Source organism: Bradyrhizobium sp. CCBAU 11361 (assembly GCF_028128935.1).
In the GTDB taxonomy this organism is placed as follows: domain Bacteria; phylum Pseudomonadota; class Alphaproteobacteria; order Rhizobiales; family Xanthobacteraceae; genus Bradyrhizobium; species Bradyrhizobium niftali.
Genome location: NZ_LBJZ01000176.1, coordinates 45,098 through 69,392, shown reverse-complemented (window position 1 = coordinate 69,392; position 24,295 = coordinate 45,098). Strand labels below are relative to the sequence as shown.

The 24,295-nt window shown below is 63.5% G+C and carries 23 protein-coding genes and 1 tRNA gene; 14 read left to right on the top strand and 10 right to left on the bottom strand.

Going from position 1 to position 24,295, the window contains the following annotated elements; all coding sequences use genetic code 11:
* Positions 1 to 20: 20 nt before the first annotated feature.
* The 3 genes from XI08_RS21190 to XI08_RS21180 form a co-directional block, all read right to left on the bottom strand.
* Entirely contained in the window at positions 21 to 413 is a 393-nt protein-coding gene (locus XI08_RS21190; protein ID WP_027549278.1) for a curlin, read from the bottom strand.
* A gap of 118 nt (positions 414 to 531) precedes the next feature.
* Positions 532 to 933, bottom strand: coding sequence for a curlin subunit CsgB (locus XI08_RS21185; RefSeq protein ID WP_271575818.1), 402 nt, complete (start codon positions 931 to 933; stop codon positions 532 to 534).
* Positions 934 to 1,099: 166 nt separating this feature from the next.
* Positions 1,100 to 1,759, bottom strand: coding sequence for a response regulator transcription factor (locus XI08_RS21180; protein WP_027549276.1), 660 nt, complete (start codon positions 1,757 to 1,759; stop codon positions 1,100 to 1,102).
* Between the two features lie 598 nt (positions 1,760 to 2,357).
* Between XI08_RS21180 and XI08_RS21175 the strand changes: the two genes are divergently transcribed.
* The 5 genes from XI08_RS21175 (at position 2,358) to XI08_RS21155 (ending at position 9,083) form a co-directional block, all read left to right on the top strand.
* On the top strand, positions 2,358 to 3,788 hold the full coding sequence (locus tag XI08_RS21175; protein WP_271575817.1) for an efflux RND transporter periplasmic adaptor subunit: 1,431 nt from the start codon (positions 2,358 to 2,360) through the stop codon (positions 3,786 to 3,788).
* The gene (locus XI08_RS21170; RefSeq protein WP_027549274.1) at positions 3,785 to 4,510 is read left to right on the top strand and encodes an ABC transporter ATP-binding protein; all 726 of its coding nucleotides are present in this window, start codon (positions 3,785 to 3,787) and stop codon (positions 4,508 to 4,510) included. Before XI08_RS21175 ends, XI08_RS21170 begins: the two co-directional genes overlap by 4 nt.
* Positions 4,507 to 5,730, top strand: a complete 1,224-nt coding sequence (locus XI08_RS21165) for an ABC transporter permease (protein ID WP_271575816.1) — start codon at positions 4,507 to 4,509, stop codon at positions 5,728 to 5,730. Before XI08_RS21170 ends, XI08_RS21165 begins: the two co-directional genes overlap by 4 nt.
* Positions 5,731 to 5,781: 51 nt before the next feature.
* Positions 5,782 to 6,099, top strand: a complete 318-nt coding sequence (locus XI08_RS21160) for a response regulator transcription factor (RefSeq protein ID WP_271575815.1) — start codon at positions 5,782 to 5,784, stop codon at positions 6,097 to 6,099.
* A 1,118-nt stretch (positions 6,100 to 7,217) separates the two neighbouring features.
* Positions 7,218 to 9,083 (top strand): alkaline phosphatase family protein, encoded by a 1,866-nt coding sequence (locus XI08_RS21155; RefSeq protein WP_271575814.1) that lies wholly within the window; start codon positions 7,218 to 7,220, stop codon positions 9,081 to 9,083.
* 36 nt (positions 9,084 to 9,119) lie between these two features.
* Here the strand turns inward: XI08_RS21155 and XI08_RS21150 are convergent, their stop codons facing one another.
* Positions 9,120 to 9,692 (bottom strand): hypothetical protein, encoded by a 573-nt coding sequence (locus tag XI08_RS21150; RefSeq protein WP_271575813.1) that lies wholly within the window; start codon positions 9,690 to 9,692, stop codon positions 9,120 to 9,122.
* Between the two features lie 381 nt (positions 9,693 to 10,073).
* Here XI08_RS21150 and XI08_RS21145 point away from each other — a divergent pair, with 381 nt between their 5' ends.
* Positions 10,074 to 10,733 (top strand): peroxiredoxin, encoded by a 660-nt coding sequence (locus XI08_RS21145; RefSeq protein ID WP_135178138.1) that lies wholly within the window; start codon positions 10,074 to 10,076, stop codon positions 10,731 to 10,733.
* A 95-nt stretch (positions 10,734 to 10,828) separates the two neighbouring features.
* Here XI08_RS21145 and XI08_RS21140 read toward each other — a convergent pair whose 3' ends face one another.
* The gene (locus tag XI08_RS21140) at positions 10,829 to 12,559 is read right to left on the bottom strand and encodes a methyl-accepting chemotaxis protein (RefSeq protein ID WP_271575812.1); all 1,731 of its coding nucleotides are present in this window, start codon (positions 12,557 to 12,559) and stop codon (positions 10,829 to 10,831) included.
* Between the two features lie 167 nt (positions 12,560 to 12,726).
* On the opposite strand from XI08_RS21140, the gene XI08_RS21135 reads away from it, so the two are divergent.
* Entirely contained in the window at positions 12,727 to 14,118 is a 1,392-nt protein-coding gene (locus XI08_RS21135) for a cryptochrome/photolyase family protein (RefSeq protein WP_271575849.1), read from the top strand.
* 66 nt (positions 14,119 to 14,184) lie between these two features.
* Positions 14,185 to 14,484, top strand: coding sequence for a hypothetical protein (locus XI08_RS21130; protein WP_027549265.1), 300 nt, complete (start codon positions 14,185 to 14,187; stop codon positions 14,482 to 14,484).
* A 72-nt stretch (positions 14,485 to 14,556) separates the two neighbouring features.
* On the opposite strand, the gene XI08_RS21125 is transcribed toward XI08_RS21130, so the two are convergent.
* From XI08_RS21125 to XI08_RS21115, 3 genes are all read right to left on the bottom strand, one after another.
* The gene (locus XI08_RS21125; protein WP_271575811.1) at positions 14,557 to 15,300 is read right to left on the bottom strand and encodes a hypothetical protein; all 744 of its coding nucleotides are present in this window, start codon (positions 15,298 to 15,300) and stop codon (positions 14,557 to 14,559) included.
* A gap of 95 nt (positions 15,301 to 15,395) precedes the next feature.
* Positions 15,396 to 16,268 (bottom strand): DMT family transporter, encoded by an 873-nt coding sequence (locus XI08_RS21120; RefSeq protein WP_271575810.1) that lies wholly within the window; start codon positions 16,266 to 16,268, stop codon positions 15,396 to 15,398.
* A gap of 98 nt (positions 16,269 to 16,366) precedes the next feature.
* Positions 16,367 to 16,813: a hypothetical protein gene (locus tag XI08_RS21115; protein ID WP_271575809.1), complete on the bottom strand. Its 447-nt coding sequence runs from the start codon at positions 16,811 to 16,813 to the stop codon at positions 16,367 to 16,369.
* Between the two features lie 291 nt (positions 16,814 to 17,104).
* Here XI08_RS21115 and XI08_RS21110 point away from each other — a divergent pair, with 291 nt between their 5' ends.
* On the top strand, positions 17,105 to 17,368 hold the full coding sequence (locus tag XI08_RS21110) for a hypothetical protein (RefSeq protein WP_271575808.1): 264 nt from the start codon (positions 17,105 to 17,107) through the stop codon (positions 17,366 to 17,368).
* Between the two features lie 30 nt (positions 17,369 to 17,398).
* On the opposite strand, the gene XI08_RS21105 is transcribed toward XI08_RS21110, so the two are convergent.
* Positions 17,399 to 17,860, bottom strand: a complete 462-nt coding sequence (locus tag XI08_RS21105; RefSeq protein WP_027549260.1) for a host attachment protein — start codon at positions 17,858 to 17,860, stop codon at positions 17,399 to 17,401.
* Between the two features lie 320 nt (positions 17,861 to 18,180).
* On the opposite strand from XI08_RS21105, the gene XI08_RS21100 reads away from it, so the two are divergent.
* The 5 genes from XI08_RS21100 to XI08_RS21080 all read left to right on the top strand — a co-directional run bounded on the left by XI08_RS21100 (position 18,181) and on the right by XI08_RS21080 (position 23,726).
* Positions 18,181 to 18,465, top strand: a complete 285-nt coding sequence (locus XI08_RS21100) for a hypothetical protein (RefSeq protein ID WP_271575807.1) — start codon at positions 18,181 to 18,183, stop codon at positions 18,463 to 18,465.
* Between the two features lie 176 nt (positions 18,466 to 18,641).
* Positions 18,642 to 18,776 carry a hypothetical protein gene (locus tag XI08_RS21095; protein WP_256374929.1) on the top strand — a complete coding sequence of 45 codons (135 nt, stop codon included), beginning with the start codon at positions 18,642 to 18,644 and terminating at the stop codon, positions 18,774 to 18,776.
* 146 nt (positions 18,777 to 18,922) lie between these two features.
* A complete protein-coding gene (locus XI08_RS21090; protein ID WP_271575806.1) occupies positions 18,923 to 19,885 on the top strand; it encodes an AraC family transcriptional regulator in 963 nt (320 codons plus the stop codon).
* Between the two features lie 374 nt (positions 19,886 to 20,259).
* Positions 20,260 to 22,356 (top strand): hypothetical protein, encoded by a 2,097-nt coding sequence (locus XI08_RS21085; protein WP_271575805.1) that lies wholly within the window; start codon positions 20,260 to 20,262, stop codon positions 22,354 to 22,356.
* Between the two features lie 551 nt (positions 22,357 to 22,907).
* Positions 22,908 to 23,726 carry a class I SAM-dependent methyltransferase gene (locus XI08_RS21080; protein WP_271575804.1) on the top strand — a complete coding sequence of 273 codons (819 nt, stop codon included), beginning with the start codon at positions 22,908 to 22,910 and terminating at the stop codon, positions 23,724 to 23,726.
* A gap of 360 nt (positions 23,727 to 24,086) precedes the next feature.
* Here the strand turns inward: XI08_RS21080 and XI08_RS21075 are convergent.
* Positions 24,087 to 24,163 (bottom strand) — tRNA-Arg (locus tag XI08_RS21075).
* Positions 24,164 to 24,295: the final 132 nt, after the last annotated feature.

The window sequence follows — 24,295 nt, the reverse complement described above, 5'->3', positions numbered from 1 at the left end:
CCTCACCACTTCCGAATTGCTCACGGAGTCTGCTGGAGAATCGTCGAGCCGTTCAGGATTCCGAGCTGCCCGACGCCGGCCACATTGTTCGCGCCGATCTGGCCGATCAGGCTCGAATTGGCGCCGCCGACCTGGCCGGTCAGCGCCGTGTTGGACGCCGTCGCGGTGGTGCCGCCCTGCCCGGTCACCGCGGTATTGACGGTGAGCAGCGACCCCATCTGCAAGGTGGTCGCCGTATTGGTCGCGCCGAACTGCAACGTCGTGGCGTTGTTGCTGGTCGAGCCCGTCTGCGAGATGAAGGAGCTGTTGGTCGTGCCGAACTGCAGCACGCTGGCCGAGTTGCCGGCCTTTGCATCGACGGCAGAGAGCGCACTGAGCGCGATGGCCGTCACAACGAGATAGGTGATCCGCATGTCATGTCCTCCGCGAGAATAGGCGAGCGATCCCTGACCGGTCGGCCCGCCCGATGGCGGTGCTTTCGAGAATGGGCCGGACGCGCCGCGCTGTGACGCGTCCGGTCGACGAGATGGTTCAGTGCGCCGTCTGCGAGACGGTGCTCGTGTTGATGCCGAAGCCGCTGAGCTGGCCGACGCTGGCGGAGTTGTTCTGGAGCGCGGCCGGCCCGAACGAATTCTGGGTGATCGAGCTGCCGTTGTTAATGAAGGCCACCTGGCCGGTGGTCGCCGTGTTCTGCACGCCGATCTGGTTCACGGTGCTGGAGTTGTTGAGCGACGGCGAGCTGGTGCCCTGCATGGTGGACGCACCGTTCAGGATGCCGACCTGGGTCGTCGACGAGCTGTCGTTGGTGAGGCCGTTCTGCGTGACGCTCGAGGAGTTCACGATGCCGAGCTGCACCGTGGTGGACGTGTTGGCGGCCTGGGCCGCGGAAGACAGAGCGAGCACGGCAACGGAAACAAAAAACAATTTGCGCATGGAGTATCCCTTTCTGGCCAAGTTGTCTGACTGGTTTCGGATGCTGGTCCTGAATGCGACCGACATCGTGGGATAACTCTGAACCGATCGCGGCAATCGCGACAGACTGCAGTTCATGCTAATCGGTACGGACTAGACGTTGCGCGGCATGTCGCCACTCGCAACCTCAGATTTGCGGCTGTCCCGCACTGGCGCGCGTCGTCTCGGCTTCGCGTCCCATGCTGTCGATCAGCCGCGCCACCTCGATCGGCGACCGCAGCTCCATCTTTCGCATCATCCGGGCGCGATGGACCTTCACCGTCACTTCGCTCACGCCAAGCCTCGCCGCGATCTGCTTGGCGACAAGCCCCTCGGCCATCAGCAGCATGATCTCGCGCTCCCTCGACGTCAGCGCCTCGACGCGCTGCCGGGCCTCGCGCACGGCGCGTTCGCGCTCCATCCGCCTGCGGTCGCGCTCAATGCCATGCCTGATCGCATCGAGGATCTCCTGTTCGCGAAAGGGTTTTGGCAGAAACTCGACCGCGCCGCGCTTCATCGCCTCGACCGAGACACGGACGTCGGAGTGGCCGCTGATGAAAACGATCGGAATCGGCACGCCCGATTCGGCGAGCTTGCGCTGAAGCTCCAGTCCGGTCGGCGACGTGCCGGGAAAGCGGACGTCGAGCACGAGGCATGAGGGTCCGTCGGAAAGGCTCTCCCTGAGGAATTCGTCCGTCGAGGCAAACAGCCTCACCTGATGTCCCGTCTCCTCGCAAAGTCTGCCGATCGCGCTTCGTATCTCGATTTCGTCGTCAACGACATAAACTGTAGCTTGATTTGAATCCATTGCATCAAACTCCCGGACCTGGCCTCGATGATCCAGCAACGAGCCATCCATTGTTCTTGCAAGCGATAACAAGGTTCTTGAATGCACCGGCGAGAACCGGTCGAGTCGCGTCTACCCGTCGGTTCGACGTCTTAAGGCCAACACCCGGCCGAGACGAGTGAAGGCGTTCACATATCGGGCTTCGTGATGGAAAGGTCTCGATGCCGCCGATGGCGGCGTCACCGCGAGACGCCATATCGAGGATGCGGCAATTCGGCGTCTCGACCGAGCTATCGCCCAACTGCGTCATGGTGTCGCCACTCATGCGCCAACTCGAACACCGGCGGCCGGCCAGTTGGGCCAAACCACACGAGACGTTCAGTCAGCTATCGAGTTCGATACCGCGCGCAACCTCTGGAATACGCCGGGTATGCACTTCACGCAAATCACGAAAGGTCGCGCCCGCGCATTTTACTTCTGGATCGTTCAGCACGCCCGACCGACGCCCCGGCCGCGACGACATACTGACGTATCGATATCGATTTTGACAATTTACAACCATAGCGCGATCTCGCTCCGCACCGGCAACGAAGCCATTTCAAGCAGGCGGGTTTTTGATATGCGATTTGTGCCAATTATTGCCTTGCTCGGTGCTGCATGCGCCCTCGCCGCGGCCTTCGCCACAGAGCCGGCCGTCGTCGCCGGCGCCGCCGGGAGCGCGGCAGACACGGCGGCTCACGCCTATGACTCGACGAAACGGCTGCTCGTACCCGGCAGGCGCGAAGCTTCGGCCTTCGGGTCGGATACGCCGATGTTCCGCTATGCCGCGATCCAGCGCGGCAGCATCGAGCAGACGATCACCGTGACCGGCGCGCTACAGCCGGTCAAGACGATCGAGGTCGGCTCCCAGCTGTCGGGGCAGCTCGCCCGGGTCTATGTCGACTTCAACGACACCGTCAGCAAGGACCAGCCGCTTGCCCTGATCGATCCGCGCAGCTTCGCGGCCAAGGTCGACGAAGCCAAGGCTTCCCTGGCGGTCTCCAATTCCCTGGTCGACATCGCGCGCGCCAAGCTCGATCGCGCCAGGATCGATCTGCAGAACGCAAAGGGTAGCCGCGACGTGCTCGCCGCCAAGCTCGAGAGCGCCCAGGCGGTCAAGAGCTCGGCACAGAAGACCTTGCAGCGCAAGCAGGCGCTCCAGTCGCAAAACGTGGTGGCGACGACGACGGTCGACGACGCACAGACCGAGTTCACGGCCCGTCTGGCCCAGGAGCGCGAGGCCGAGGTCCTCATGTCGCTCAACGCCTACTCCGTGGAAGGCGCGCAGGCCGACGTCCGCCGGATCGAAGCCGAGCTGCAACAGGCCCGAATGGCGGTGCCGGAGAAAGCGGCCGTTCTCGCCGCGGCCCAGGCCGATCTCGACCGCACCGTGATCCGCTCGCCGATCGACGGCGTCGTCGTCGGCAGGTTCGTCAACGAGGGCCAGACGCTCGCGGTTGGCCTCGAGTCGCGCACCACCTTCGTGGTTGCCCATCGCCTGGAAGACATGGAGATTCACGCCCAGGTCGACGAGGCCGATATCGGGCGTATCGCCTCCGGACAGCGCGCCTATTTCACGGTGGATGCCTACCCCGACCGCCGCTTCGAGGCCGTGGTGCGGCAGGTGCGCAAGGCGCCGCAGAACCAGCAGCACGTCGTCACCTACACCGTCGTGCTGTCGACCTCCAATCTCGACGGCGCCCTGCTGCCTGGCATGACGGCCCTGGTGAAGATCGTGATCGAGCGGCAGGACGACGTCCTGAAGGTGCCGCTCGCCGCGCTGCGTTTCCAGCCGTCCGGCGCGCGTCCGGAACCGACCACCGCGCACAGCGGCGTGTGGGTGCGCACTGCCGGCGGCTCGCTCCAGCGCATTGCGGTGACGGTCGGCGCGGCCGGCACCGAACAGGTCGCACTCAAGAGCGGCGACCTCGTCGAAGGCAGCCAGGTCGCCGTCGGCCAGGCCATCCGGCCGGCGGGCATGGAGTTTTTCGGAATCAGGTTCGGATCATGACTGCCCCCCATCCCCTCATCAGTCTCCGGTCCGTATCCAGGACCTATCGCACCGACGGGGTCGCGGTGGCGGCGGTGCGCAACGTCAGCTTCGACATCGCGCCGGGCGAGATCGTCGCCGTGATGGGACCGTCGGGCTCCGGCAAGTCGACGCTGATGAACATGATCGGGCTGCTCGACCTGCCGAGCGAGGGCGAGGTCCATCTCGAGGGAGCGAATGTCGCCGAGCTCTCGGAAGATCGCCGGTCGTCCTTGCGCGCCCGCAGCATCGGCTTCGTGTTCCAGTCCTACAACCTGCTTGCGCGCCATAATGCGATCGAGAACGTCGCACTGCCGCTGGTTTATGGCGGCATCAGCCGCAAGGCGCGCCTGGCGCGCGCCGAACAGAGCCTTCAGGCCGTCGGCATGCTGCACCGGGCCCATCACTTTCCGCGGCAGCTCTCGGGCGGCGAGCAGCAGCGCGTCGCGATCGCGCGCGCGTTGATCGCCTCCCCGCTGATCGTGCTCGCCGACGAGCCGACCGGCGCGCTCGACAGCCGCACCGGCGCCGAGATCCTGGCGCTGTTCGCCGCGCTCAACCGGACCGGCCAGACCATCGTGATGATCACGCATGACCCCGGCATCGCGACGCAGTGCCGGCGCACGATCCGCCTGCACGACGGCGAGCTCGTCAGCGACGAGACGCTGGTTCCGCTGCTGCCGAAACGGAGCGCGGTGTCATGACGATGCTCCAGGGTTTCCAGATCGCCCTGCACGCCCTGCGCCTCAACCCATTGCGCAGCTTCCTCACCATGCTCGGCATCGTGATCGGCGTCGCCTCGATCGTAACGGTGTTTGCGATCGGGTCCGGCGCGCAGCTTCGCCTCCAGGAGCAGATCCGCTCGATCGGCGCCAACGTGCTGATGATCACGCCGGGCGCGGTCTATCAGGGCGGCGTGCGCCTCAAGGACGGCAGCAAGCTGACGATGACCGAGAGCGACGTGCAGGCCATCCTCGAGCAGATTCCGGAGATCCAGGCCGCCGCCGGCTCGATCGCCGGAACGGCGCAGGTCATCCACGAGAGCAAGAACTGGAATACGACCATCAACGGCACCACGACCGGTCACTTCATGGTGCGCGACTGGCAGCTCGCGGCCGGACGTTATTTCTCCGGCACCGAGGAGGCCGGCGCCGGCAAGGTCGTGATCCTCGGCAGCACGGTCGCGCGCGAACTGTTCGCGCCGGGCGACGACCCGATCGGCGCGCAGATCAGGATCATGAAGGTGCCGCTCGAAGTGATCGGCGTGCTCGATCGCAAGGGCCCGGCGCAGGACGACGTCGCCTTCGTGCCGCTCAGCACGGCCAAGCTGCGCTTCCTCGGCAGCGCGAGCAACATCAACCGGGATTCGGTCGCCTACATCATTGCCAAGGTGGCCGCGGACGGTCAGATGGCGGGCGCGCGATCGGAGATCGAAAGCCTGCTGCGGCAGCGCCACCGTGTCCCCGCCGGCCAGGAGGACGACTTCAAGGTCCAGGATCCGGCCGCCGCCATGGAAGCGCAACAGGGCGCGATCCGCACCGTGGCGCTCCTGCTCGTCGCCATCGCCTCGGTCTCGCTGCTCGTCGGCGGCATCAGCATCATGAATGTCATGATCGTCTCGGTCACCGAGCGCACGCGGGAGATCGGGATTCGCCGCGCGCTTGGCGGGCGGATGCGGGACATCCGCCTCCAGTTTCTCTGCGAGGCGCTCGTCCTCTGCCTGCTCGGCGGCGCCATCGGCGTTGCCGGCGGCATCACGCTCTCGATGACCGTCGCCCGCATGGCCGGATGGATCACCTCGATCGACGGCGAGGCGATCGGCCTTGCCCTCGTCTTCTCGATCGCGACCGGCCTGATCTTCGGCTTCTACCCCGCCCACAAGGCGTCCAGACTCAGCCCGATCGAGGCGCTCAAGACGGAGTGAGAAGATGCCGGGGGCGGCCGCATCAACCAGAAGACCAGCGAGGAGCCAGTCATGAGCCCGGATCCGAAGGATTCGATTACACCGACGCCGCGTGAGCGTGAGCTGATGATGTTGATCGCGCGGGGCATGCAGAACAAGAACATCGCCTACGAGCTCAAGATCTCGGAGAACACGGTTCGGGCGCATATCGGCAACATCATGCGCAAATACCGCCTCCAGAACCGGACCCAGATCGCGATCATCTATGCGCTCAAGACAGTCCCGCTTTCGCTGCGGCCCGATCGGGCCAGGAGCGTAGCCAACCCGGCGGCCGTCAAGCCGGCACAGGCCCTCGCCCAGGCTCCGCGGGTGCCGACGGCGCCGGACTAACCGCCCCGGCCACAATCCCTTGGCAGCCCGTCGGGCAAGACACCCAAGACCGGGGTCAAGCGACCAGCATCAAAATAATTCTATTTATTCGAATTCGGAATTTTGTTAGACATTATTCACTCCGGCCCAAGGAAGAGGGGCGTATCGCGATCGTCACGACACGCGGGCCGGGCAGCGGTGGACGCAGGCTTCATTGGCGCGAAGGCTTCGCAGGGCGGCGGAGAGCCGTGAGCGAAAAGCGTCGCGCACACGACCGGTGCGGCTTGCGTACGGCAAAATCGTGTGGTCCTGGCGCCCGGGGTCTGTGCGTCAAGTCTTGCGGTGATGTTGCGGCCCGACCGGGTACGCGCATCGGTCATCCGCACGGCGACGGGGGCAATAGTGCATCGCTCCCCGGGGAGCTCACGACATAAGCCGTTCCAACCATCCGCGCAGGGAAGGCCGGGATGTCTCCGGTTGCCCTGTGGTTTTTCCGCCTGTGCTTTGTAGCGCAGCCTATCTTGCGCACAGGCGGCCATGGGAGCCAGCCGGCTCCCGGCCTTCCCTGCGCCCTCTTTCGTTGATGAGGGCGAGGCGACAAAGCAAAACTCGGGCGAAACACGCCGCGAGGATGCGGAAGTGTGTCTGCAAAAGACATGCGAATTGAAAAAGCGGCGCTGTCACCCACACTCCGTCATTGCGAGCGCAGCGAAGCAATCCAGAGTCCGCGGAGGGATTCTGGATTGCTTCGCGGAGCCTGTCATCGGGCCGCGCTTCGCGCGGACCCGTTGGCTCGCAATGACGAGGTTGATGCAGCTGTACACCGAACCTCGATCTCGCGCCCCGGACGCAGCGCAGCGCTTACCTGGCGATGCGAAGCATCGTCCAGTTCGGCGGTGCGCTGCAGAGCCGGGGCCCATGATGCAACTGCGGCTTGTACGCCCTCCTGGGTCCCGGCTATGCGCAGCAACGCTAAGGGCGTTGCAGCGCATCCGGGACACGAGAGTGACAATGGCGTTACCCTCCCCAGCCCTCTTGCATCGGCAACAGGTCTTGTAACAAAACCGTCATGCAGCGAAACTAAACGAAGGCCGGGGCCGCGGTCGCGGCCATGCCGCCTCACCGTTAGGAGAGATCTGATGCGCCGTTCACTGGTGTTGCTGTCCGCCGGACTGACCGTCTTGTCCACTGGACTTTCCACTGGACTTGCCTCCGCCCAAAACAACACCCCCCGCAACCTCATCCTGTTCATCCCCGACGGGCTGCGCGCGCTGAAGGTCACCCCTGAAACGGCCCCCGCGATGGCCGAGGTCCGCGACAAGGGCGTCAACTTCAAGAACCCGCACTCCCTGTTCCCGACCTTCACGATGGCCAACGGCTCGGCGATGTCGACCGGCCACTATCTCGGCGACACCGGCGTGTTCTCCAACACGATCTGGACCAACTACACCTCAGTCCCCGCCGGCGACACCGTGGTCCCCTTCATCGAGAACGACGCCGTGCTCGGCGACATCGACGAGCATTTCAAGGGCGACTATCTCAACGAAGAGACCATTCTGAAGATGGCCCGCGACAAGGGGCTGAGCACGGCGGCGATCGGCAAGGTCGGTCCGACCTACCAGTTCGACCACACCGACAAGCCCGAAAAGCCCGGCCAGCATTCGGTCGTGTTCGACGACTCCACCGGCGGCAAGAACGGCGTGGCGCTGTCGGACGAGGTGAAGGCGGCGCTGACCAAGGCCGGCCTGCCCCTCGCCACGCCCCCGCGCGGCGACAACAGCAAGGCCGGCGATGCCAAGACGCCCGGCACCACCGTCGCCAACGTCGCTCAGCAGGCCTATTTCGCCGACGTCGCCGCCAAGGTGGTGCTGCCGATGTTCAAGGCGCGCAACAAGCCGTTCGTCCTGGTGTTCTGGTCGCGCGATCCTGATGGCAGCCAGCACAACACCGGCGACAGCCTCAACCAGATCCTGCCCGGCATCAACGGGCCGACCTCGATGGCCGGCATAAGGAATGCCGACAACAACCTCGCCCAGCTCCGCAAGGCGCTCGACGAACTCGGGCTCGCCGCCTCGACCAACATCATCGTCTCCGCCGACCACGGCTTCTCGACGATCTCCAAGGAAAGCAAGACCAGCCCCTCGGCCAAGGTCAGCTATGACGACACGCCGAAGGACTTCCTGCCGATGGGCTTTTTGGCGCTCGACCTTGCCAAGGCGCTCGACCTGCCGCTGTACGATCCCAACGACAAGAACGCGAAGATCGACGGCAACAAGCATCCCAAGGCCGGCAACGGCGTGCTCGGCAAGGATCCCGAGAAGCCCGATCTCGTCGTCGCGACCAATGGCGGCTCGGACCTGGTCTACCTGCCGAGCAATGACAAGAAGCTGGCGGCGAAGACGATCAAGGCCCTGCTCGCGCAGGACTACGTCTCCGGCCTTTTCGTCGAGGACTCGCTCGGCCGCTTCCCCGGCACGCTGCCGCTGTCGCGCATCAATCTGCGCGGCAAGGCGGCGACGCCGACGCCCGCCATCGTCGTCAACTTCCGCTCCTATGCCAGCGATTGCGGCGAGGCGCCGACCAACTGCTCGGTGCAGGTCGCTGACACCGTGCTGCGCCAGGGCCAGGGCATGCATGGCAGCTTCAGCCGCGGCGACACCATGAACTTCATGGCGGCGATCGGTCCGGACTTCAAAGCCGGCTATGCCGACGAGATCCCGGTCAGCAACGCCGACGTCGGCATGACCGCCGCCCAGCTGATGGGCCTGCGCGGCGCACACAATGGCGGCCTGATCGGCCGCGTGATGTCGGAGGCCCTGCCCAACGGCATCGTGCCGAAGGCATTCAAGGGCGTCGAGAAGTCGAAGATGTCCGAGAACGGTCTTCAGACCGTGCTCAACGTCCAGCGCGTCGGCAGCCAGCGTTATTTCGATGCCGCCGGCTTCCCGGGCCGCACGCTCGGCCTCGAGCCGGACACCGGCAAACAAAAAACGGCGGGGAAATAGCCCCGCCGCTCCTTCGCGCTCTCAAGAGGCGCAAATCTACATGCCGATGTCGAACACGTTCGGCAATTGGCCCGCCAGAGGCAGCGCGGTGGCGCCCAGGAAGGTCGCCACCATCGCCATCAGGCGACGGTTGGTCTGGCGCTTGCCGCGCATCTGGCCGGCGATCCACTCCAGCATCTCGCTGTTGACCTTGGAGGCATAGGACGGCGCCCAGCTCTCGATCTCGGTGTCGGCCGACAGCGCAACGCTGCGCGGCGGCACCTTCAGACCCGAGGCGCTTGCGGCGTAGTGAGCCACGGCCTTGGCAAGCAGGTCGTCGAACCGGCCGCCATCGGTGCGCTCGGTCGCGGCCTCGTTGATCTCGAACAGCGCCTCGGCTTCGGCGCGGCTGACCGGCTGGTCGTTGACGGCGGTGGCGGTCAGGATGCGCGTGCACCAGGCGGTGTCATCGGCATCGAGCGAACGGGAAAAGTGCACCCGGCCCTTGGTGGTCGGGCCTTCGCCCGTGATCACGCCGTCGCGCACGATGGAGAGAGCATGAGCCGCGGTATCGCGGCAGGACGGTTCGAGGGACGGCGACTCAACAGACTTCGGCACTGCGGCAGACATAGTTCACTTCCAGATTTCTTCTGATCGACCAGCATTTTCATGCGGGCGTAAAGGGGTGGTTAATGATTCGATATGGGGATCGCGACTTTTCTCAATGGTTGCCGATTAGTCGCTATGAGGACCATTTCGGTTCCGGAGAGCGTCGGGCGGGCGTGATGCGGGTCATAAAAGGCTTTATCGGGGCAATCGAGACGGTGAGGATGTTTCGCCGCAGGTGCCGCTGTAACAGAAAGGTGCTAGGAAATCGGCTCTTCAGAAAAGGAATTCACATTTTACTTGAAGCGGTTCACTTGGCGTTCACTTGGCCTTCGCAAGTCCCTATACTGACGGCGACGGCCAGCGACATATTCACAAGCAAATTCAATGTGATGAGGTAGAACCATGACACTTCCGATCGGCACCACCGCCCCCGACTTCGAAGCCGAGACCACCGAAGGGAAGATCAAGTTCCACGACTGGATCGGCAACAGCTGGGCCCTGCTGTTTTCGCACCCCAAGGACTTCACGCCGGTTTGTACGACCGAGCTCGGCGCATTGGCCAAGTTGAAGCCGGAATTCGACAAACGCGGCGTCAAGCTGATCGGCCTCTCGGTCGATCCGATCGACCGTCACGCCAAGTGGGCGGACGACATCAAGGAGACCCAGGGCGCGGCGCCCAACTATCCGTTGATCGGCGACACCGATTTCAACGTCTCCAAGCTCTACGAGATGCTGCCGGCCTCGACCTCGGGCGATCCCCTCACCCGCACGCCGGCCGACAACCAGACCGTCCGCAACGTCTTCATCATCGGGCCGGACAAGAAGATCAAGCTGGTGCTGGTCTATCCGATGACCACGGGCCGGAACTTCCAGGAGATCCTGCGCGTCATCGATTCGCTCCAGCTCACCGCCAAGCATCGCGTCGCAACCCCGGCCGACTGGACGCAGGGCGAGGACGTGATCATCGCAGGCTCGGTCTCCAACGACGAGGCCAAGACGATCTACCCGCAGGGCTGGAAAGAGCCGAAGCCCTACATCCGGATCGTGCCGCAGCCGAAATAACCAACAGTCATTCCGGGGCGGTCCGCAGGACCGAATCCGGAATCTCGAGATCCCGGGTCTGGTCCTTCGGACCATCCCGGGATGACTGGGTTGGACTACGCCGCGTGAACGCGCTCGAGGAAGCCGTCGACCTCGGCCTTCAGATGCAGGCTCTCGCCCGACAGCGCCTGCGCTGAGGCAAACATCCGGCTCGAGGTCTCGCCGGTCTCGCTTGCGCCCTTGGCGGCGTGACGGACGTTGACGGCGACCTCGGCCGTACCGGAGACCGCGGCGCGAACGCTGGCCACGATGTTGTGGGTCGCGCTCTTCTGCTGCTCGACCGCCGCCGAGATCGAGCCGGCGATGCCGCTGATGCGCTCGATGGTCTGGCTGATCGCCCTGATGGCGGAGACCGATTCCTCGGTCGCGAGCTGCATGCTGGCGATCTGGCTCGATATCTCGTCGGTCGCCTTGGCGGTCTGGCCGGCGAGCGTCTTGACCTCCTGAGCCACGACCGCAAAACCGCGGCCGGCATCGCCGGCACGCGCGGCCTCGATGGTGGCGTTCAGCGCCAGGAGGTTGGTCTGCTCGGCGATCGAGGTGATCAGCTTGACGACGTCCCCGATGCGCGACCCGGCCTCGGAGAGCTGTGCGATGCGCTGGTCGGTCGCCTCGGCCTGCCTCACCGCCTCGGCGGAGATCTCGTTCGATTCCTGCACGCGCCGGGTGATCTCGGAGATCGACTGCGACAGCTCGTCGGAGGCTGACGCCGCCGAACGCACGTGCTCGGAGGCGTCCTCGGACGCCCCGGCCGACTGCGCCGACAGATCGGCGGTCGAACGTGCGGTGTCGGTCAATTGCCGCGCCACCCGCTCGAACTCGCCTGACGACGTCAGCACATTGTCGAGGATGCCGCCGACGCTGCCGCGGAACTGCTCGACGAAGTTGCGCAGGTCTGCCTTGCGCTGCTCGACTGCGGCAGCCGAAGCCGCAGCCTGCTCGCTGCGCATGCGGGCGCGCTCCAGCGAATTGCTCTTGAACACGGCGACGGTACGGGCGATCTCGCCGATCTCGTCGGCGCGATCCTCGCAGTCGATCTCGACGTCGCTCTGGCCGTTCGCCAGCGCCGTGAGCGAGCGCGTGACCGAGGTGAGCGGCCGGGTGACACGGCGGACGATCAGCAGGGTGAGGACCAGGACCAACAGCGCGGCGAGCCCGGCGGCGGCGGCCATGCTCTCGATCGCCTGGGTCAGCATGCTCTCGAACTGGGCCATCGGAATGCCGACGTAGAGAATGCCGGCGACCTTGCCGGTCGCGTCCGCGACCGGGAAATAGGCGGTCATGAAGGACTTGCCGAACAGAACGGCCGGGCCCTTGTAGGCCTCGCCACGGCGCAACAGGGCCTGCGCCGGATGATCGGCGGCAAGCTGGGTGCCGACGGCGCGGTCGCCATTCTCCTTCTTCACATTGGTCGAGCGGCGGACGAACTGCCCGCTCGCCTCGTCGAACACGAACAGGGTCGCGTTGCCCCCGACATAGGATACCGCGCGATCGACGATGGCGTGATCCCTGAACTCGGGCATCTTGGGGATTTCGGCGCGTGCGACCGCGCCATCCCTCACCGTGATCCTGACGTCCGGAACGGTCTCGGCAAAGGCCAGCGCCAGCGTGCGCAGATTGACCTCGATGTCGCGCAGCGCGCGATCATTGAAAGCGGACGTAAGCGACCAGTAGCCGGCGCCGACCACCAGCGCCGTGTTGACGGCGATCAGCAGCACGGCGCACAGGACGGCCTTGGTGCCAAGTTTGAACTGCGGCAGGAACTTCGCCGTCGAAAGGCTGGACATGAATGGAATGACCCCCGTAATTCCTGCATAATCGTGCAAGGGGCTTACGGTCGCATTAACGCCGGTTCACACCGTCGGACGCGGCATGCTTTCCAAATTGTAAACGAGGACACCCCCTGACCACGCCAACGCCGCCCATCATCGTGTGGTTTCGCGATGACCTCCGCCTGTCCGACCACCCCGCCCTCCACGCCGCCGCGAAAACCGGCGCGCCGGTCATCTGCCTCTATGTGCTGGACCAGACCGCCGGGCGTGCACCGGGCGGCGCGGTGTGCTGGTGGCTGGCGCAGTCGCTGCGGGCGCTTGCTGCCGAGATCGCCGCGCGCGGCGGGTCGCTGTCCCTGCGCAAGGGATCGGCAGCCAAGGTGATCCCCGAGGTGGCGCGCGAGGGCGGCGCCGGCGCCGTCTACTGGAACGGGATCGCCCAGGCGCCGCATCAGGCGGTCGAGCGGCAACTCGAAGTGGCGCTGGCAAAGCTCGGCGTGGACTCGCAAAGCTTCCCGGGCGACCTCCTGGTCCCGCCCTCGGCCATCCGCAACAAGGACGGCCGGGGCTTGCGCGTGTTCACGCCGTTCTGGCGGCGCGTAGTGTCGCTCGGCGATCCGCCAAAGCCGCTGCCCGCACCGAAGCAGCTGCGCCCGAGCGGGAAGATCACGAGCGACACGCTGGAGAGCTGGAAGCTCGAGCCGAGCAAGCCCGATTGGGCGGGCGGGCTGCGCGAGCGCTGGAGGCCGGGCGAGACCTCCGCCCGCACGCGCCTGCGCGACTTTCTCAAACACAGCGCGCGAGGCTATGTCGGCGATCGCGACCGCCCGGATCGGGAGGGCAGCTCGGGTCTGTCGCCGCATCTGCGGTTCGGCGAGCTCAGCCCGCGGCAGGTCTGGCACGCCGCGCGCTTCGCTGCGGCCGAGAATCCCGCCCTCGGACCCGGCATCGAAAAATTCCTGAGCGAGCTCGGCTGGCGCGAATTCTGCCGTCACCTCCTCCACGACCACCCCGACCTCGCCACCAGAAACCTGCAACCAAACTTCGACGGCTTCCCATGGCAGCCCGACGGGAAGGCGCTCGCCGCCTGGCAGCGCGGCCGGACCGGCTACCCGATCGTCGATGCCGGCCTGCGCGAGCTCTGGCACACCGGTGTGATGCACAACCGGGTGCGGATGGTGGCAGCGTCCTTCCTGGTCAAGCACCTCCTGATCGACTGGCGCGATGGCGAGGCCTGGTTCTGGGACACGCTGGTCGACGCGGATGCCGGCAGCAATCCCGCCAACTGGCAGTGGGTCGCGGGCTGCGGCGCCGACGCTGCGCCCTACTTCCGCGTGTTCAATCCGCAGCTCCAGGGCGAGAAGTTCGATCCCGATGGAACCTATGTCCGGCGCTGGGTGCAGGAGCTACAAGGACTGCCGGCGAAGCTGATCCACCAGCCCTGGCAGGCGACACCGATCGAGCTGGCGAGCGCCGGCGTCACGCTCGGCAAGACCTATCCGCAGCCGCTCGTCGATCACGCCAGGGGACGCGAGCGTGCGCTCTCCGCCTACGCAAAGCTCCGCAAAGGTTGAGGGTTGCTTTGACACAATTTTGAAACCCGCTATCGTCATCGCTCCATACAAACCGTGGGGGACGATATGGACGACGATAAGCCGATCACCGAACAGGCAATGGAGACGATCACCACCGCCGTGGAAGCGACCAAGGACACTGCGGTCACTGCCGCCAAGAAGGTCAGGAAAGCCGCCAAGAAGGTCGCGAAGAAAGTAGCGCCGAAGAAGGCCAAGAAGGCTTCCAAGAAGAAAGCCAAGAAGACTTCGAAGAAGGCCGCAAAGAAGTCGTCGAAAAAAGCAGCCAAGAAGACCGCGAAGAAGGCAGTGAAGAAATCCGCGAAGAAGGCCGCCAAAAAGAAGAAGGCCAAGAAGTCCAAGCGCTGATCGCGCTCCCGAGAACAGACACCAACAAGCCTCCGGGTGCGGACGCGCCCGGAGGCTTCTCCCGGCAAGCGCCTATCCGCGCCGCTTGGCTGCGCGCCGGCCCGGATGATGGACCCCTTGCGGATCGCGAAATTCGCTGCGATGGCCGCGCCGGTCCTCCTTGGCAAAGCGCCGCCGTTTCTCAGGCGAGCCGAACTGCTTGATCACCCGCCTGCCGTTGACCTTCTTGATGACGTAGCCGCCCTCGGTCATCGAGAACGGCTCCGTCAGCGTCCCCTTGTGGTCGAACTTGGTGCCGCGGGGATGCTCGAACGGCTCGAACCAGGATGGGTAGACGAAGTTCGACATCTCGACGCCGTCGACGAAGAAGGAGTCCTCCTCCACGGCGTCGCAGACCTCATAGGCATATTGCGTGTTCCTGTTCTTGTCGGCCCAGAGATTGGCCATGGGGTCGAGCACCATCTCGAACAGCTCGTGCGAGGCCGCGACGCTGACGGGCTCCCCGTCCAGCGCCTTGACGAAGATCTTCGAGATCGGCTGGCCGCGATGCGTCAGCTCATGGCGCCCGAGCAGCCCCTCATGCGAGGCGTCGTCAAAATAGACGAGCTGCCAATCGGCAGGCTTCGGCTTCTTCGTGACATAGAGGTCGACCGGATAGCCCCACACCGGCAGGAAATGCTTGTCGTAACACTTCTGGAGCGCCGCGGTGAGCTGGCTCATTTTGCTGCCGCTGATCGACTCCTCCGCGTAGTTGATGCAGGCAATCCGGACTGGCCTCAGCGACCGGCCGAGCAGCGCACGTCTCGTCTTCTTCATGGACATCACCGCGTGAAAGGAAAACTGAAATGCAGCCAGCCTAGCACGGCGCGCCGCACACGTCAGGGATGTATTCCGCCGCCTCGCCTGTCAGCCTAGACGCGCCGGTTGACCACGAACACCGCGGCCGCGCACATCGCCATGCCGGCAATCGCCAGAGCATCGAGCTTCTCGTCGAACAGTGCGTAAGCCATCAGCGCGGTCACGGCGGGCACGAGATAGAACAGGCTCGCCACCGACGTCGCCGCGGCGTGGCGGATCAGCCAGTACAACAGCCCGATCGATCCGATCGAGAGCGCCACAGTGAGCCAGGCGAGCGCGAGCACGAACTCCCGCGTCCAGTGCACCACGCGATCCTCGAACAGGAAGGCGCCGATCGCGAAGAAGATGGTGACGGCCACATATTGCACGAAATTGCCGGCGCGCCAGTCGATGTGGTTGCAGTAGCGGCGCTGATAGAGCGTGCCGAGCGTGATGCTGACCAGCGAGACCACCGAGGCAAGCCAGCCGAGTCCGGCTTCGCCGGTCATGGGGCGATTGTGCAGGATCAGCACCACGCCGCCGAGGCCGAGCATCAGCCCCGCCCATTGCACCGGCGTCACCTTCTCGCCCAGCCAGCGGTTGGCGATGGTCGAGGTCAGGATCGGCTGCAAGCCCGGAATCAGCGCGGAGAGCCCGGCCGGAATCGAATGCGCGATCGCGATGGCGGTGCCGCCGAGATAGAAGCCATGGACGAGGATGCCGGCAACCGCGCTATGCGCGATGCCGATACGGTCCGGCCATTTCGGCCGCGCGATGCCTGCGATGATCGCCATCAGGCCGACCACGATCGCCATGCGGATGGCGAGATAGGTCAAGGGATCGGCATTGTTGATGATGTACTTGGTGCCGATGAATCCGGTGCTCCAGAGCAGGACGAACAGGATCGGCGCGGCGCGGGCGGTCAGGGCTTCTTGATTATGGTTCATTGCCGCCCTCATTGCCCGATGGGGGCCAATGCGGCAATGCGAATTTCGACCTGAGCGATGCTGCGCTGCGACGGACGGCAGCGGCTCGGATCAGCCGCTCACCATTCTTCCGGACAGGGGTCGATGATCTTCCAGAGGTCGACGCCGTTCTTGATCTTCTTCATGTCGGTGGTGAGCCCGCCATTGCGGCGGATCCAGTCCTTCACCGTATCAGGATAATAGGACATCAGGTCGGACGTCCCTTCCGCGCTGGTGACCTTGATGCCGAAGGTGAAGGCCTTGTCGTAATAGGCCTGATGGAAGCCGAGGCTGGCGCGCGGCGTCACGCAGATCTTGTTCATCGGCACGATGCCGAGCACGAGCGTACAGGCCGAGTTGCAAATGCCGTCGATGATCACGCGCTCGCCCTTCTCGCGGACACGCTTGTACTTGGCCTTGTACTCCTCGACATAGCCGCCATGGTCGCGGGTGATGTGCAGCTCGGCCCGCGCTGGCGTGGCGGCGGCGAGGCAGAGCAACAGCAGGCTCAAAAGCGTGATGCGCATGGCGGCGGACGACGACAGCCTTCAGGAATGGGACCGGCCTCGAAGGACCCCCAAAGGGCCGGCAACAGGATTCTTATCGAATTCTCTTTGGACATACTTGTGTGGGGAATTCGTTAAGCATCCCGAAAAGGCCAAAAATGGGCAGGATCCGGCCGCACTTCCGGCAATTCTGTCACACCCATCCGGGAATCTGCGGGATTGGCCCCGTTTTCCGCCCACCGGACGGGTGTCCTGGCGGCCCGAAATGGCTATAACCGGCAGAGCTATTCGCGCGGGTTCCGGAGAATCGAGATGAGCAAGTTGAAGCTTGTAGCCGCGGTTGCTGCCCTGTCGGCCGCAATCCTAGCCCCTGGCCTCGCGGAGGCGCGGGGTCATCACCGCTACCACCGCTCCTACGCCAACCCGCTGCCCTACCCGATCAGCTATCTGCACAATTACGGCCCCGGCATCACCCCTGGCACCTTCGCCTATTACGACGGCCCCTCGACCAACCACTGCTACCAGAGCGCGGCCACCTATGTCGGCCAGGACCGCCGCCGGCACCCCTGCTACTGAGGGGCGCTGGCGCGTCCGCTGCGGGCGTCCCTATCGGGCGACGCCCGACAGCAGCAATTGCTTCTCGATCTCGTAGACCGGCAGCTTGACGAGGTCCTTGCCCACCTCGCCCTGAAGCGCCTTGCGCACGACGTCCGAATAATCGGCGCGGATCATGCCGAGCGCACGCGGCGAGGCCACCATGGTCAGGGCCGAGGTCTCGCCCGAGCTGACCGCGGCGTCGAGCCGGCTGGCCAGGCCACGCAGGAAGGCGCGCTCGGCCTCATCGTGCCAATCGGTCTGCTCGACCGAGCTGCGCGCACCGCCGGCCGCGCCATGCAATCGGCCCGGCGCGTCGCTTCCCTGCGCGCTCGTCGGGGGGTTGGGCCGCTCGTGCACCTCCCTGGTGTGGAGGTTCGGAAACATCTCGTCGCCGAGGTTTTCCAGAATGAGCGCCTTGCGCCCGTCGCACACGACCAGCCAGTCACCCTTGTCGATTCTCATCTTGTCCATTGCACAGCTCCAAACAAACAGTGGGCGACCGATGCGGACGACCGGCCGAACGCTCTTCGCATTCCGCGAAGGACGGCCCACGGCGACAAGACTAGGGAGGAAGCATCGAAGATGAATTGCGCAGGATCAAGGTTGGTGGCGATGTGCCGCGATGCGAGCACGGCATGGCCAGAAGCGCGGAGCTGAAGTAATCTGGCACAGCCGGATCAGGCCGCGGCGGAGCGACTGAAGATTTGTTCATCAGCATTACATTTCGGTTCCGCCACAATTTGATCAGAACAACTTCGATATCCTGTATTGCGTAAGCAGAGGAAGACATCATGAATCTCAAGATTGGCCTCGTCGCCGCGTCCCTGTTCGGTGCTCTCACGGCATCGCCGGCGGCGTCCGCCATGCCCATCGCGCCTGCACCTGCGGTCCCGCAGGTCTCCGACGTCGAGCAGGTCCGTATGGTCTGCGACGCCTGGGGGCAATGTTTCTGGCGTCCGAACTATTATGGCTATTACGGGCCGCGGCCGTACCACGGCCCCCGATATTATGGACCGCCGCGCTACTACGGCGGCTACGGCCCGCGCTATGGTTATTACGGCTATCGCCGCTGGTAACATTCGAAGGGGCCCTCGGGGCCCCTTCGCTTTTGCAAGATCGTGGATGGCCCACGCGCCTGTCCGGCCGGTCTGGAGCAATTCCAAAACTGATCCAGATCAAAGAGGAAAATTCGCCGCGCCGTCATTCTGCGGCGATGGCCGAGTTGATTGTTTTTCGATGCCCCCAGACGGGCATGAACGTGCAGACGCATCTGGAGAAGCAGCAGGGACCGGAGGGACGCAGCTTCGAGTCCTTCGCCTGTCCCGCCTGCACGCGCCTGCATTTCATCGACCTCGCCTCCGGCCAACCGATGAGCCGAGAACGTTGACGGTGACAATGATCTGACGGACGTCATGGCATGATGTCCGCAATACTACGGCCCGGATTCCCGTTTACTGCAGCACGATGTTTCGCCATTGATGGCGATGTACCGACGTTCATTTGATTGTCACATTGCAGCAGCCGGCCCGACGCATGTTCGACGCCCTCGCCCCGTCCTCCGCGCTTCAACTGATCGGCTTTGCCGATGTCGATGCGTTTCGGCCGATCGAGTCGATGGAGGATGCCCGAAGCATTCCGCTCGACGTCCCGAACTTCGCGGCCGCCCGCGCCGTCGTCGCTCTGCCGGCGTGCCGCATCATCGTGATGAGATCCTTCGCGCGCATCCTCGACACCGCCTATCGCATGCCGGGCGGGATGGTGATCCTGCCGATGACCGACGACCTTCAGGTCAACTCCAAGGGAATGGATCTCGACGCGCGCTTCTTCGTTGCGCTCCGCGGCAACGATGAATGCCATTTCGTCGAACCCCAGACCAATTATCACGCGATGATCATCTTCTCTCCGGGTCTGAAAGACCGGGGCTGGTTCGATCATGCCGACGATTTGCGGGCCTATGTCGCGAACCGGCCCGCCCTACTCCACACACGGCAACTCCTGCTCGACATCCTGCGAACCGCGTCGGTGCAGCCGCTCCTGTTCGAGACCACCGAGGTCGCCGCCCATCTCCAGGAAGGCCTGCTGCTTGCGCTCGACGATTTGTTTCGGATCGATGCGCGCCCGGATCGGAGCAGCTCGGTCCAGGGCGGGCGGTCGACCAAGCTCGTGCAGCGGATCGACGATTATGTCGCGGCCTATCCGACCGCTCCGATCTACACGGCCGATCTCGCCGGTGAGTTCGGCGTCTCGATCCGGACGCTCGGCGGCGCCGTCAGCAAGGTGCGCGGCATGAGCCTGCACCAGTACATCCGCCTGAAGAGATTGTGGGCAACACGCGCCCGGCTGCTCAAAGGCGGCGGCGCCACCGTTGCCACCTGCGCGCGCGCCCAGGGTTTCCACCACATGGGTGAGTTTGCCGCGGCCTACCGTGCCACCTTCCACGAGGCGCCCTCGGACACGCTGGCGCGGGGGCGGCAGATCAGGCTTCCGGCAAGCTGACGCCACTAGCCGCGCTAAGGCCACCCGACCCCAGTATCGCCTTGGAACATAGCTGGAACGCCAGTCGGGGCTGCGCGCTCGGGAGGCGTCAAGTCGGACGCAATATTGGCCGCGCGTCCTGCAATTTTCGGCCTGCGCCAGATTGCCTGGATCGCACTTCGTCACGGACGCGCGCGACCAATCAAACGGCCGAATAAGCGGTCGTGCGGCGGCAGTCTTCGCGACGATATGTGAGGATAAGCTCAACATGGGTTGGTGCTCAGAGCACCGAAGCAATGTTCGGCGGATTCCATGGGGCAATGTTAGGCAGCTGCTTCCGAGTTCCCGGAGCCGCCGATGAAAGGGGTAGCGACCCGGCAGCGGGGCGAGCTATCGTGACGCCGACAACATCGGGTTGGGGCACCGAAATGAAGGCAAAAGCAATGGCGGGAGGTCCCGCGATCAGGATTTCACGTCTTATCAAGCCAGCGACAGAATCAGAGCTCAGCCTTTGGGGGTTTCAGAGTTTTGCGGCGTGGGGCGCCTGTGTCGGCGCTATTGCGGCTGGCATCCTTGCCTATCTGATCTTGAACGCCACGAAGCTGGACCTAGGCGCAAATCTCGCTCAGGACTTCCCGGTCGTCCAATCAGGTTTTTCGGACAGTGCAGCAGTCAAGCGTGCTGAGAAAATCTTCTATGTCTTGTTCTACGTGTTCGGCATCGCCTCAGGCTTCGCAGCGCTCAGGCTCAGGAAGTTCTTTGAAGGCCGTTCGCTGATCCTGTTCGCCGTCTCGGCGCTGGCAATTGTGTTGGCACTCGAGGCATTTCTCCAGGCTGCATTCCAGCAAAAACCTGAGATGATCGCGCTGGCCCTCTCGGTCGCAGCGATCTTCATTCCCTTCGTGACACGCATCCGGGCCCAAATCAGCATCAAGGGCGCCCCGGCGCTCCAGTCGATCAAATTATTTGAGTTTGGATGGATTGACGCTGTGCTGATCACGGCATTGCTCGCCCTTACCCTGCCTGCGAGCGTGCAACGGTTGGCTGGGATGGCCGCCGCCAATGCTCACGCCGTGTCGCATCTGGTTGGGCCGGCGCTCTATCAATTTACTGATGGCCTGGTGCCTGGCCGCGACTTCCTGTCCTTCTACGGGTACGGACCGTCCTACTTATTTGGTCAACTGCTCCGTGCTGACACAAACGTTCTGTATCTGCGTTACATTGGGTTCGTTGCTGCATGTCTCGCGATCTATCACCTATCGGCTTATTGGGTGCTGCGCGACTTCTTCCAGAGCAGAGCACTGCCGTTTCTCCTGGCGGTCACGTTTCTTGTAGTCTGTCAATTTGGCGACGGCGAAGCGCTCAGCGCACCGTCTGCTCTCGCCATTCGGTACATGTTCGTTTTCATTGCCTCTGGCATCCTTGCGCATTACCTGGCGCAACCTTCAGGCCGGTTATTGGTGGCGATGTCCGCCGTCTGTGCCGTCTCGATCTTCTGGAACACGGAGACGGGGATCTATACTTGGGCCGTGGGCTGCGCGGCATTGTCCGTGCGGCTGTTCGAGAAACGCTGGCCCTGGGAGATCGCGGCATTCACCGGACTATCCATCGCGATCCTGATCGCGTTGTTCGTCGCTGCCTTCGGTCCGGCCGTTCTTTCGATGGACTTCCTGCATGTCTTTCTCGCGCCAGTCGGGCTCCACAGCGTCTCGAATTGGGTGGGGGTGACGATGAACTGGCGTCCCGGATTTGGGACGATTTACCAGCTGATTTTGCCGGCGATGGCCATCGGCACAATTGTTAGCGTTGCCGCAACATGGGCCAACTGGCGTAGCGTCGAGCGCGCATATCTTCTTGTATTATCTCTCGTCGCGCTGGTGTTCATGGCGAAGTGGATGAATCGGTCGCTTGACGCGGTGTGGCAGCAAAACGCCTTTGCTTATCTTGCGGTTTGCGCTTGGTGGTGTCGATCTGCATTCCGCGTCGTCCTCGGCCAAACGACTTCGCAACTCGCCCCCGCGTTGTCGTTGGCGGCAACAGCAGCGATCTCGGTTGTGGTGCTGCTGAGCGCGCAGGATAGACAACAGAGCGTGCAGATCGGGCTGCGGTCGTACTTGCAATATCCGAGTATCGCCAGACTGAAGTTGGGACGAGGGGCGGGAGAGGCTCGGATCTCGCTCGATAGCAGCGATATCGATCTGGTCAACAAGGTCGTGCCACGCGATGGTCGCATGTTGTTGTTATCCGACCACGATTGGCTTGTTCTTGTGGCCCTTGGCAGAGCACCCAAGAGCTACTTCCTCCCTTTCCGAGATACGTTCAGCCCGGACCATGTCGCTCGCAGCTTTGCCGAGGCTGACCATTTCATTTTAGAGCGCGACGCGACCTATCAATACGATTGGCTGAAGGAAATGTCCGAGCGCATCCTTTTGGACCAGTTCGAACGTACGGAAGAATCAACCCGGTTCGTCCTGTATCGGAGGAAGTCCTGAGCACCGGGGGATGTGCCCCGATCCATGCCGACCAGCGGCCGTGGAGCCTTGGGTCTTATCCTGGCTGATGTCGGTGTCGGCTCTGGCGGAACCGGCGCCACCTTCGGAGAACGCCGAGGCGCCTTGGGCATTTCAACGAAAAATGTAAATTCCATCAATTGCTTGAGGTTGCCACGGATTCCCGCCAACGGCTTGGCGCGCTCGGAAGGTTTCGAACCTCCGACCCTCGGAATCGAAATCCCATCAGTCGCTCAATAAAATCAACGCCGTTCCGAAATTTCCCGATCCGTTCTCCTGTTGATAACGCTGGGCAATTTTTGACTTTCGGAATGGTCTGCATGCCAAGTTCAAACCGGGCGGAAGTTTGCTAGAGTCCGCTATGCACCAATTGCGACCAAGCTCTACAGCACAGCTGGGTGACGCGATGGGCCAACAGCGGTCGTTCGGCCCACACTTGCGGTTATTCGCCAAGTGGCCAGCATCGGCAATAGACGATGCCAGGGCAGTGGATTGGTCGCTACGTTCCGGTCGCGGGCGTTGGGAGGCAAGTCATGTCGGCCCATGAACATTGGCAAATGGATGCAAGCGGCCCGGAGCTTTACGAGCGCTATCTCGTCCCGGCCATCACTTCCGTGTGGGCCAATGATCTGCTCGACCGCATCTCGCTAAGCCGAGAAGAAAGCGTGCTCGACATCGCCTGCGGTACCGGCGTCGTGGCCCGGCTGGCGCAGCAGCGCGGACATGCTGGGCGGCTAGTCGGCATAGACCTCAACGTGGGGATGCTCGCGGTGGCGCGCGCTAAGTCTACTGCTGTCGAATGGATCGAGGGTAGCGCACTCGACCTGCCGTTCGATGCAAACAGCTTTGACGTCGTGCTCTGCCAACTCGGGCTACAATTCTTCCCGGATCGGCCGATGGCGCTAAGGGAAATAGTGCGGGTGCTTAAGCCGAGAGGCCGCGCTGGGCTGAGCGTCTATAGCGCAATCGAGAGAACGCCAGCGGCGCACGCTTTCGTGCAGGCGCTCGACAAATATCTCGGAGAAGAGGCATCACGTACCAAACGTTCGGAGCATCTGTCTTGCGATGAGCAGGAAGTCAGCGCTTGGGCGAGGCAAGCTGGCTTCGACGTTGTTGATGTGGCCGCCGTCACAAAACAAATCACGTTCCCCTCGGTGTTGGATTATGTGCGCTTCCAGCTTACGGCGACGCCGATGGCTGCGCTCTTGACGGACAAAGGTGCGCCTCAGCGTGAGCGCCTGATCGTGTCGATTGCCGATGACGCCACCTCCCGCCTCGACCCTTCGATGCTGGCGGGCGGCAAGCTGACATTCCCTCAGCAATCGTTCGTGGTGTTGGCTTCATTCCACTGACGTCCGCCTCGGGTCATTCGCGACTGGGGCGAGCCAGCAGCGAGCCCAGTTGTGTCTGGAGTACCGCCAAAAGCGGAACTAAATTCAGAGCATTAGCGACGTAGCGACGGATCATTGATGGCGCTGGAGAACTACGGTCCTGCACTACTTGTTGCGATCGCTTCGTTCGGTGGCGGCGGGCTGGCTGGCTGGCGTAGCGCTTGCTTCGGAATGCCTCGATTCGTCATCTCATTGATAACGTTATGGAAATTACGAGACGGCGACAAGTATTCGGAATGAGCCGGAAAATAGTATTCGGAATGAGGAGAAAGAACGAAATGAAACTTCGTCGCAATTATATGATTTAATTGATGATTTCTCTGGCGCGCTCGGAGAGATTCGAACTCCCGACCCTCGGAATCGAAATCCGATGCTCTATCCAGCTGAGCTACGAGCGCCCTGGCCCGGGCGGGCCGAGACCGAAAAATGCCGGACCGTCGCTGGCGAACCAGCTTACCGGGCGGCGTTCGGACGCGTTCGAATTAGCAGAGAGGCTGGCCAATAAAAAGCCCTTCCCGCCTCCAGCGAGG

Bases quoted from the DNA above. Each gene is read 5' to 3' on its own strand.
- XI08_RS21190 (WP_027549278.1), bottom strand. From the start codon at position 413: ATGCGGATCACCTATCTCGTTGTGACGGCCATCGCGCTCAGTGCGCTC.
- XI08_RS21185 (WP_271575818.1), bottom strand. From the start codon at position 933: ATGCGCAAATTGTTTTTTGTTTCCGTTGCCGTGCTCGCTCTGTCTTCC.
- XI08_RS21180 (WP_027549276.1), bottom strand. From the start codon at position 1,759: ATGGATTCAAATCAAGCTACAGTTTATGTCGTTGACGACGAAATCGAG.
- XI08_RS21175 (WP_271575817.1), top strand. From the start codon at position 2,358: ATGCGATTTGTGCCAATTATTGCCTTGCTCGGTGCTGCATGCGCCCTC.
- XI08_RS21170 (WP_027549274.1), top strand. From the start codon at position 3,785: ATGACTGCCCCCCATCCCCTCATCAGTCTCCGGTCCGTATCCAGGACC.
- XI08_RS21165 (WP_271575816.1), top strand. From the start codon at position 4,507: ATGACGATGCTCCAGGGTTTCCAGATCGCCCTGCACGCCCTGCGCCTC.
- XI08_RS21160 (WP_271575815.1), top strand. From the start codon at position 5,782: ATGAGCCCGGATCCGAAGGATTCGATTACACCGACGCCGCGTGAGCGT.
- XI08_RS21155 (WP_271575814.1), top strand. From the start codon at position 7,218: ATGCGCCGTTCACTGGTGTTGCTGTCCGCCGGACTGACCGTCTTGTCC.
- XI08_RS21150 (WP_271575813.1), bottom strand. From the start codon at position 9,692: ATGTCTGCCGCAGTGCCGAAGTCTGTTGAGTCGCCGTCCCTCGAACCG.
- XI08_RS21145 (WP_135178138.1), top strand. From the start codon at position 10,074: ATGACACTTCCGATCGGCACCACCGCCCCCGACTTCGAAGCCGAGACC.
- XI08_RS21140 (WP_271575812.1), bottom strand. From the start codon at position 12,559: ATGTCCAGCCTTTCGACGGCGAAGTTCCTGCCGCAGTTCAAACTTGGC.
- XI08_RS21130 (WP_027549265.1), top strand. From the start codon at position 14,185: ATGGACGACGATAAGCCGATCACCGAACAGGCAATGGAGACGATCACC.
- XI08_RS21125 (WP_271575811.1), bottom strand. From the start codon at position 15,300: ATGAAGAAGACGAGACGTGCGCTGCTCGGCCGGTCGCTGAGGCCAGTC.
- XI08_RS21120 (WP_271575810.1), bottom strand. From the start codon at position 16,268: ATGAACCATAATCAAGAAGCCCTGACCGCCCGCGCCGCGCCGATCCTG.
- XI08_RS21115 (WP_271575809.1), bottom strand. From the start codon at position 16,813: ATGCGCATCACGCTTTTGAGCCTGCTGTTGCTCTGCCTCGCCGCCGCC.
- XI08_RS21110 (WP_271575808.1), top strand. From the start codon at position 17,105: ATGAGCAAGTTGAAGCTTGTAGCCGCGGTTGCTGCCCTGTCGGCCGCA.
- XI08_RS21105 (WP_027549260.1), bottom strand. From the start codon at position 17,860: ATGGACAAGATGAGAATCGACAAGGGTGACTGGCTGGTCGTGTGCGAC.
- XI08_RS21100 (WP_271575807.1), top strand. From the start codon at position 18,181: ATGAATCTCAAGATTGGCCTCGTCGCCGCGTCCCTGTTCGGTGCTCTC.
- XI08_RS21095 (WP_256374929.1), top strand. From the start codon at position 18,642: ATGAACGTGCAGACGCATCTGGAGAAGCAGCAGGGACCGGAGGGACGC.
- XI08_RS21090 (WP_271575806.1), top strand. From the start codon at position 18,923: ATGTTCGACGCCCTCGCCCCGTCCTCCGCGCTTCAACTGATCGGCTTT.
- XI08_RS21080 (WP_271575804.1), top strand. From the start codon at position 22,908: ATGTCGGCCCATGAACATTGGCAAATGGATGCAAGCGGCCCGGAGCTT.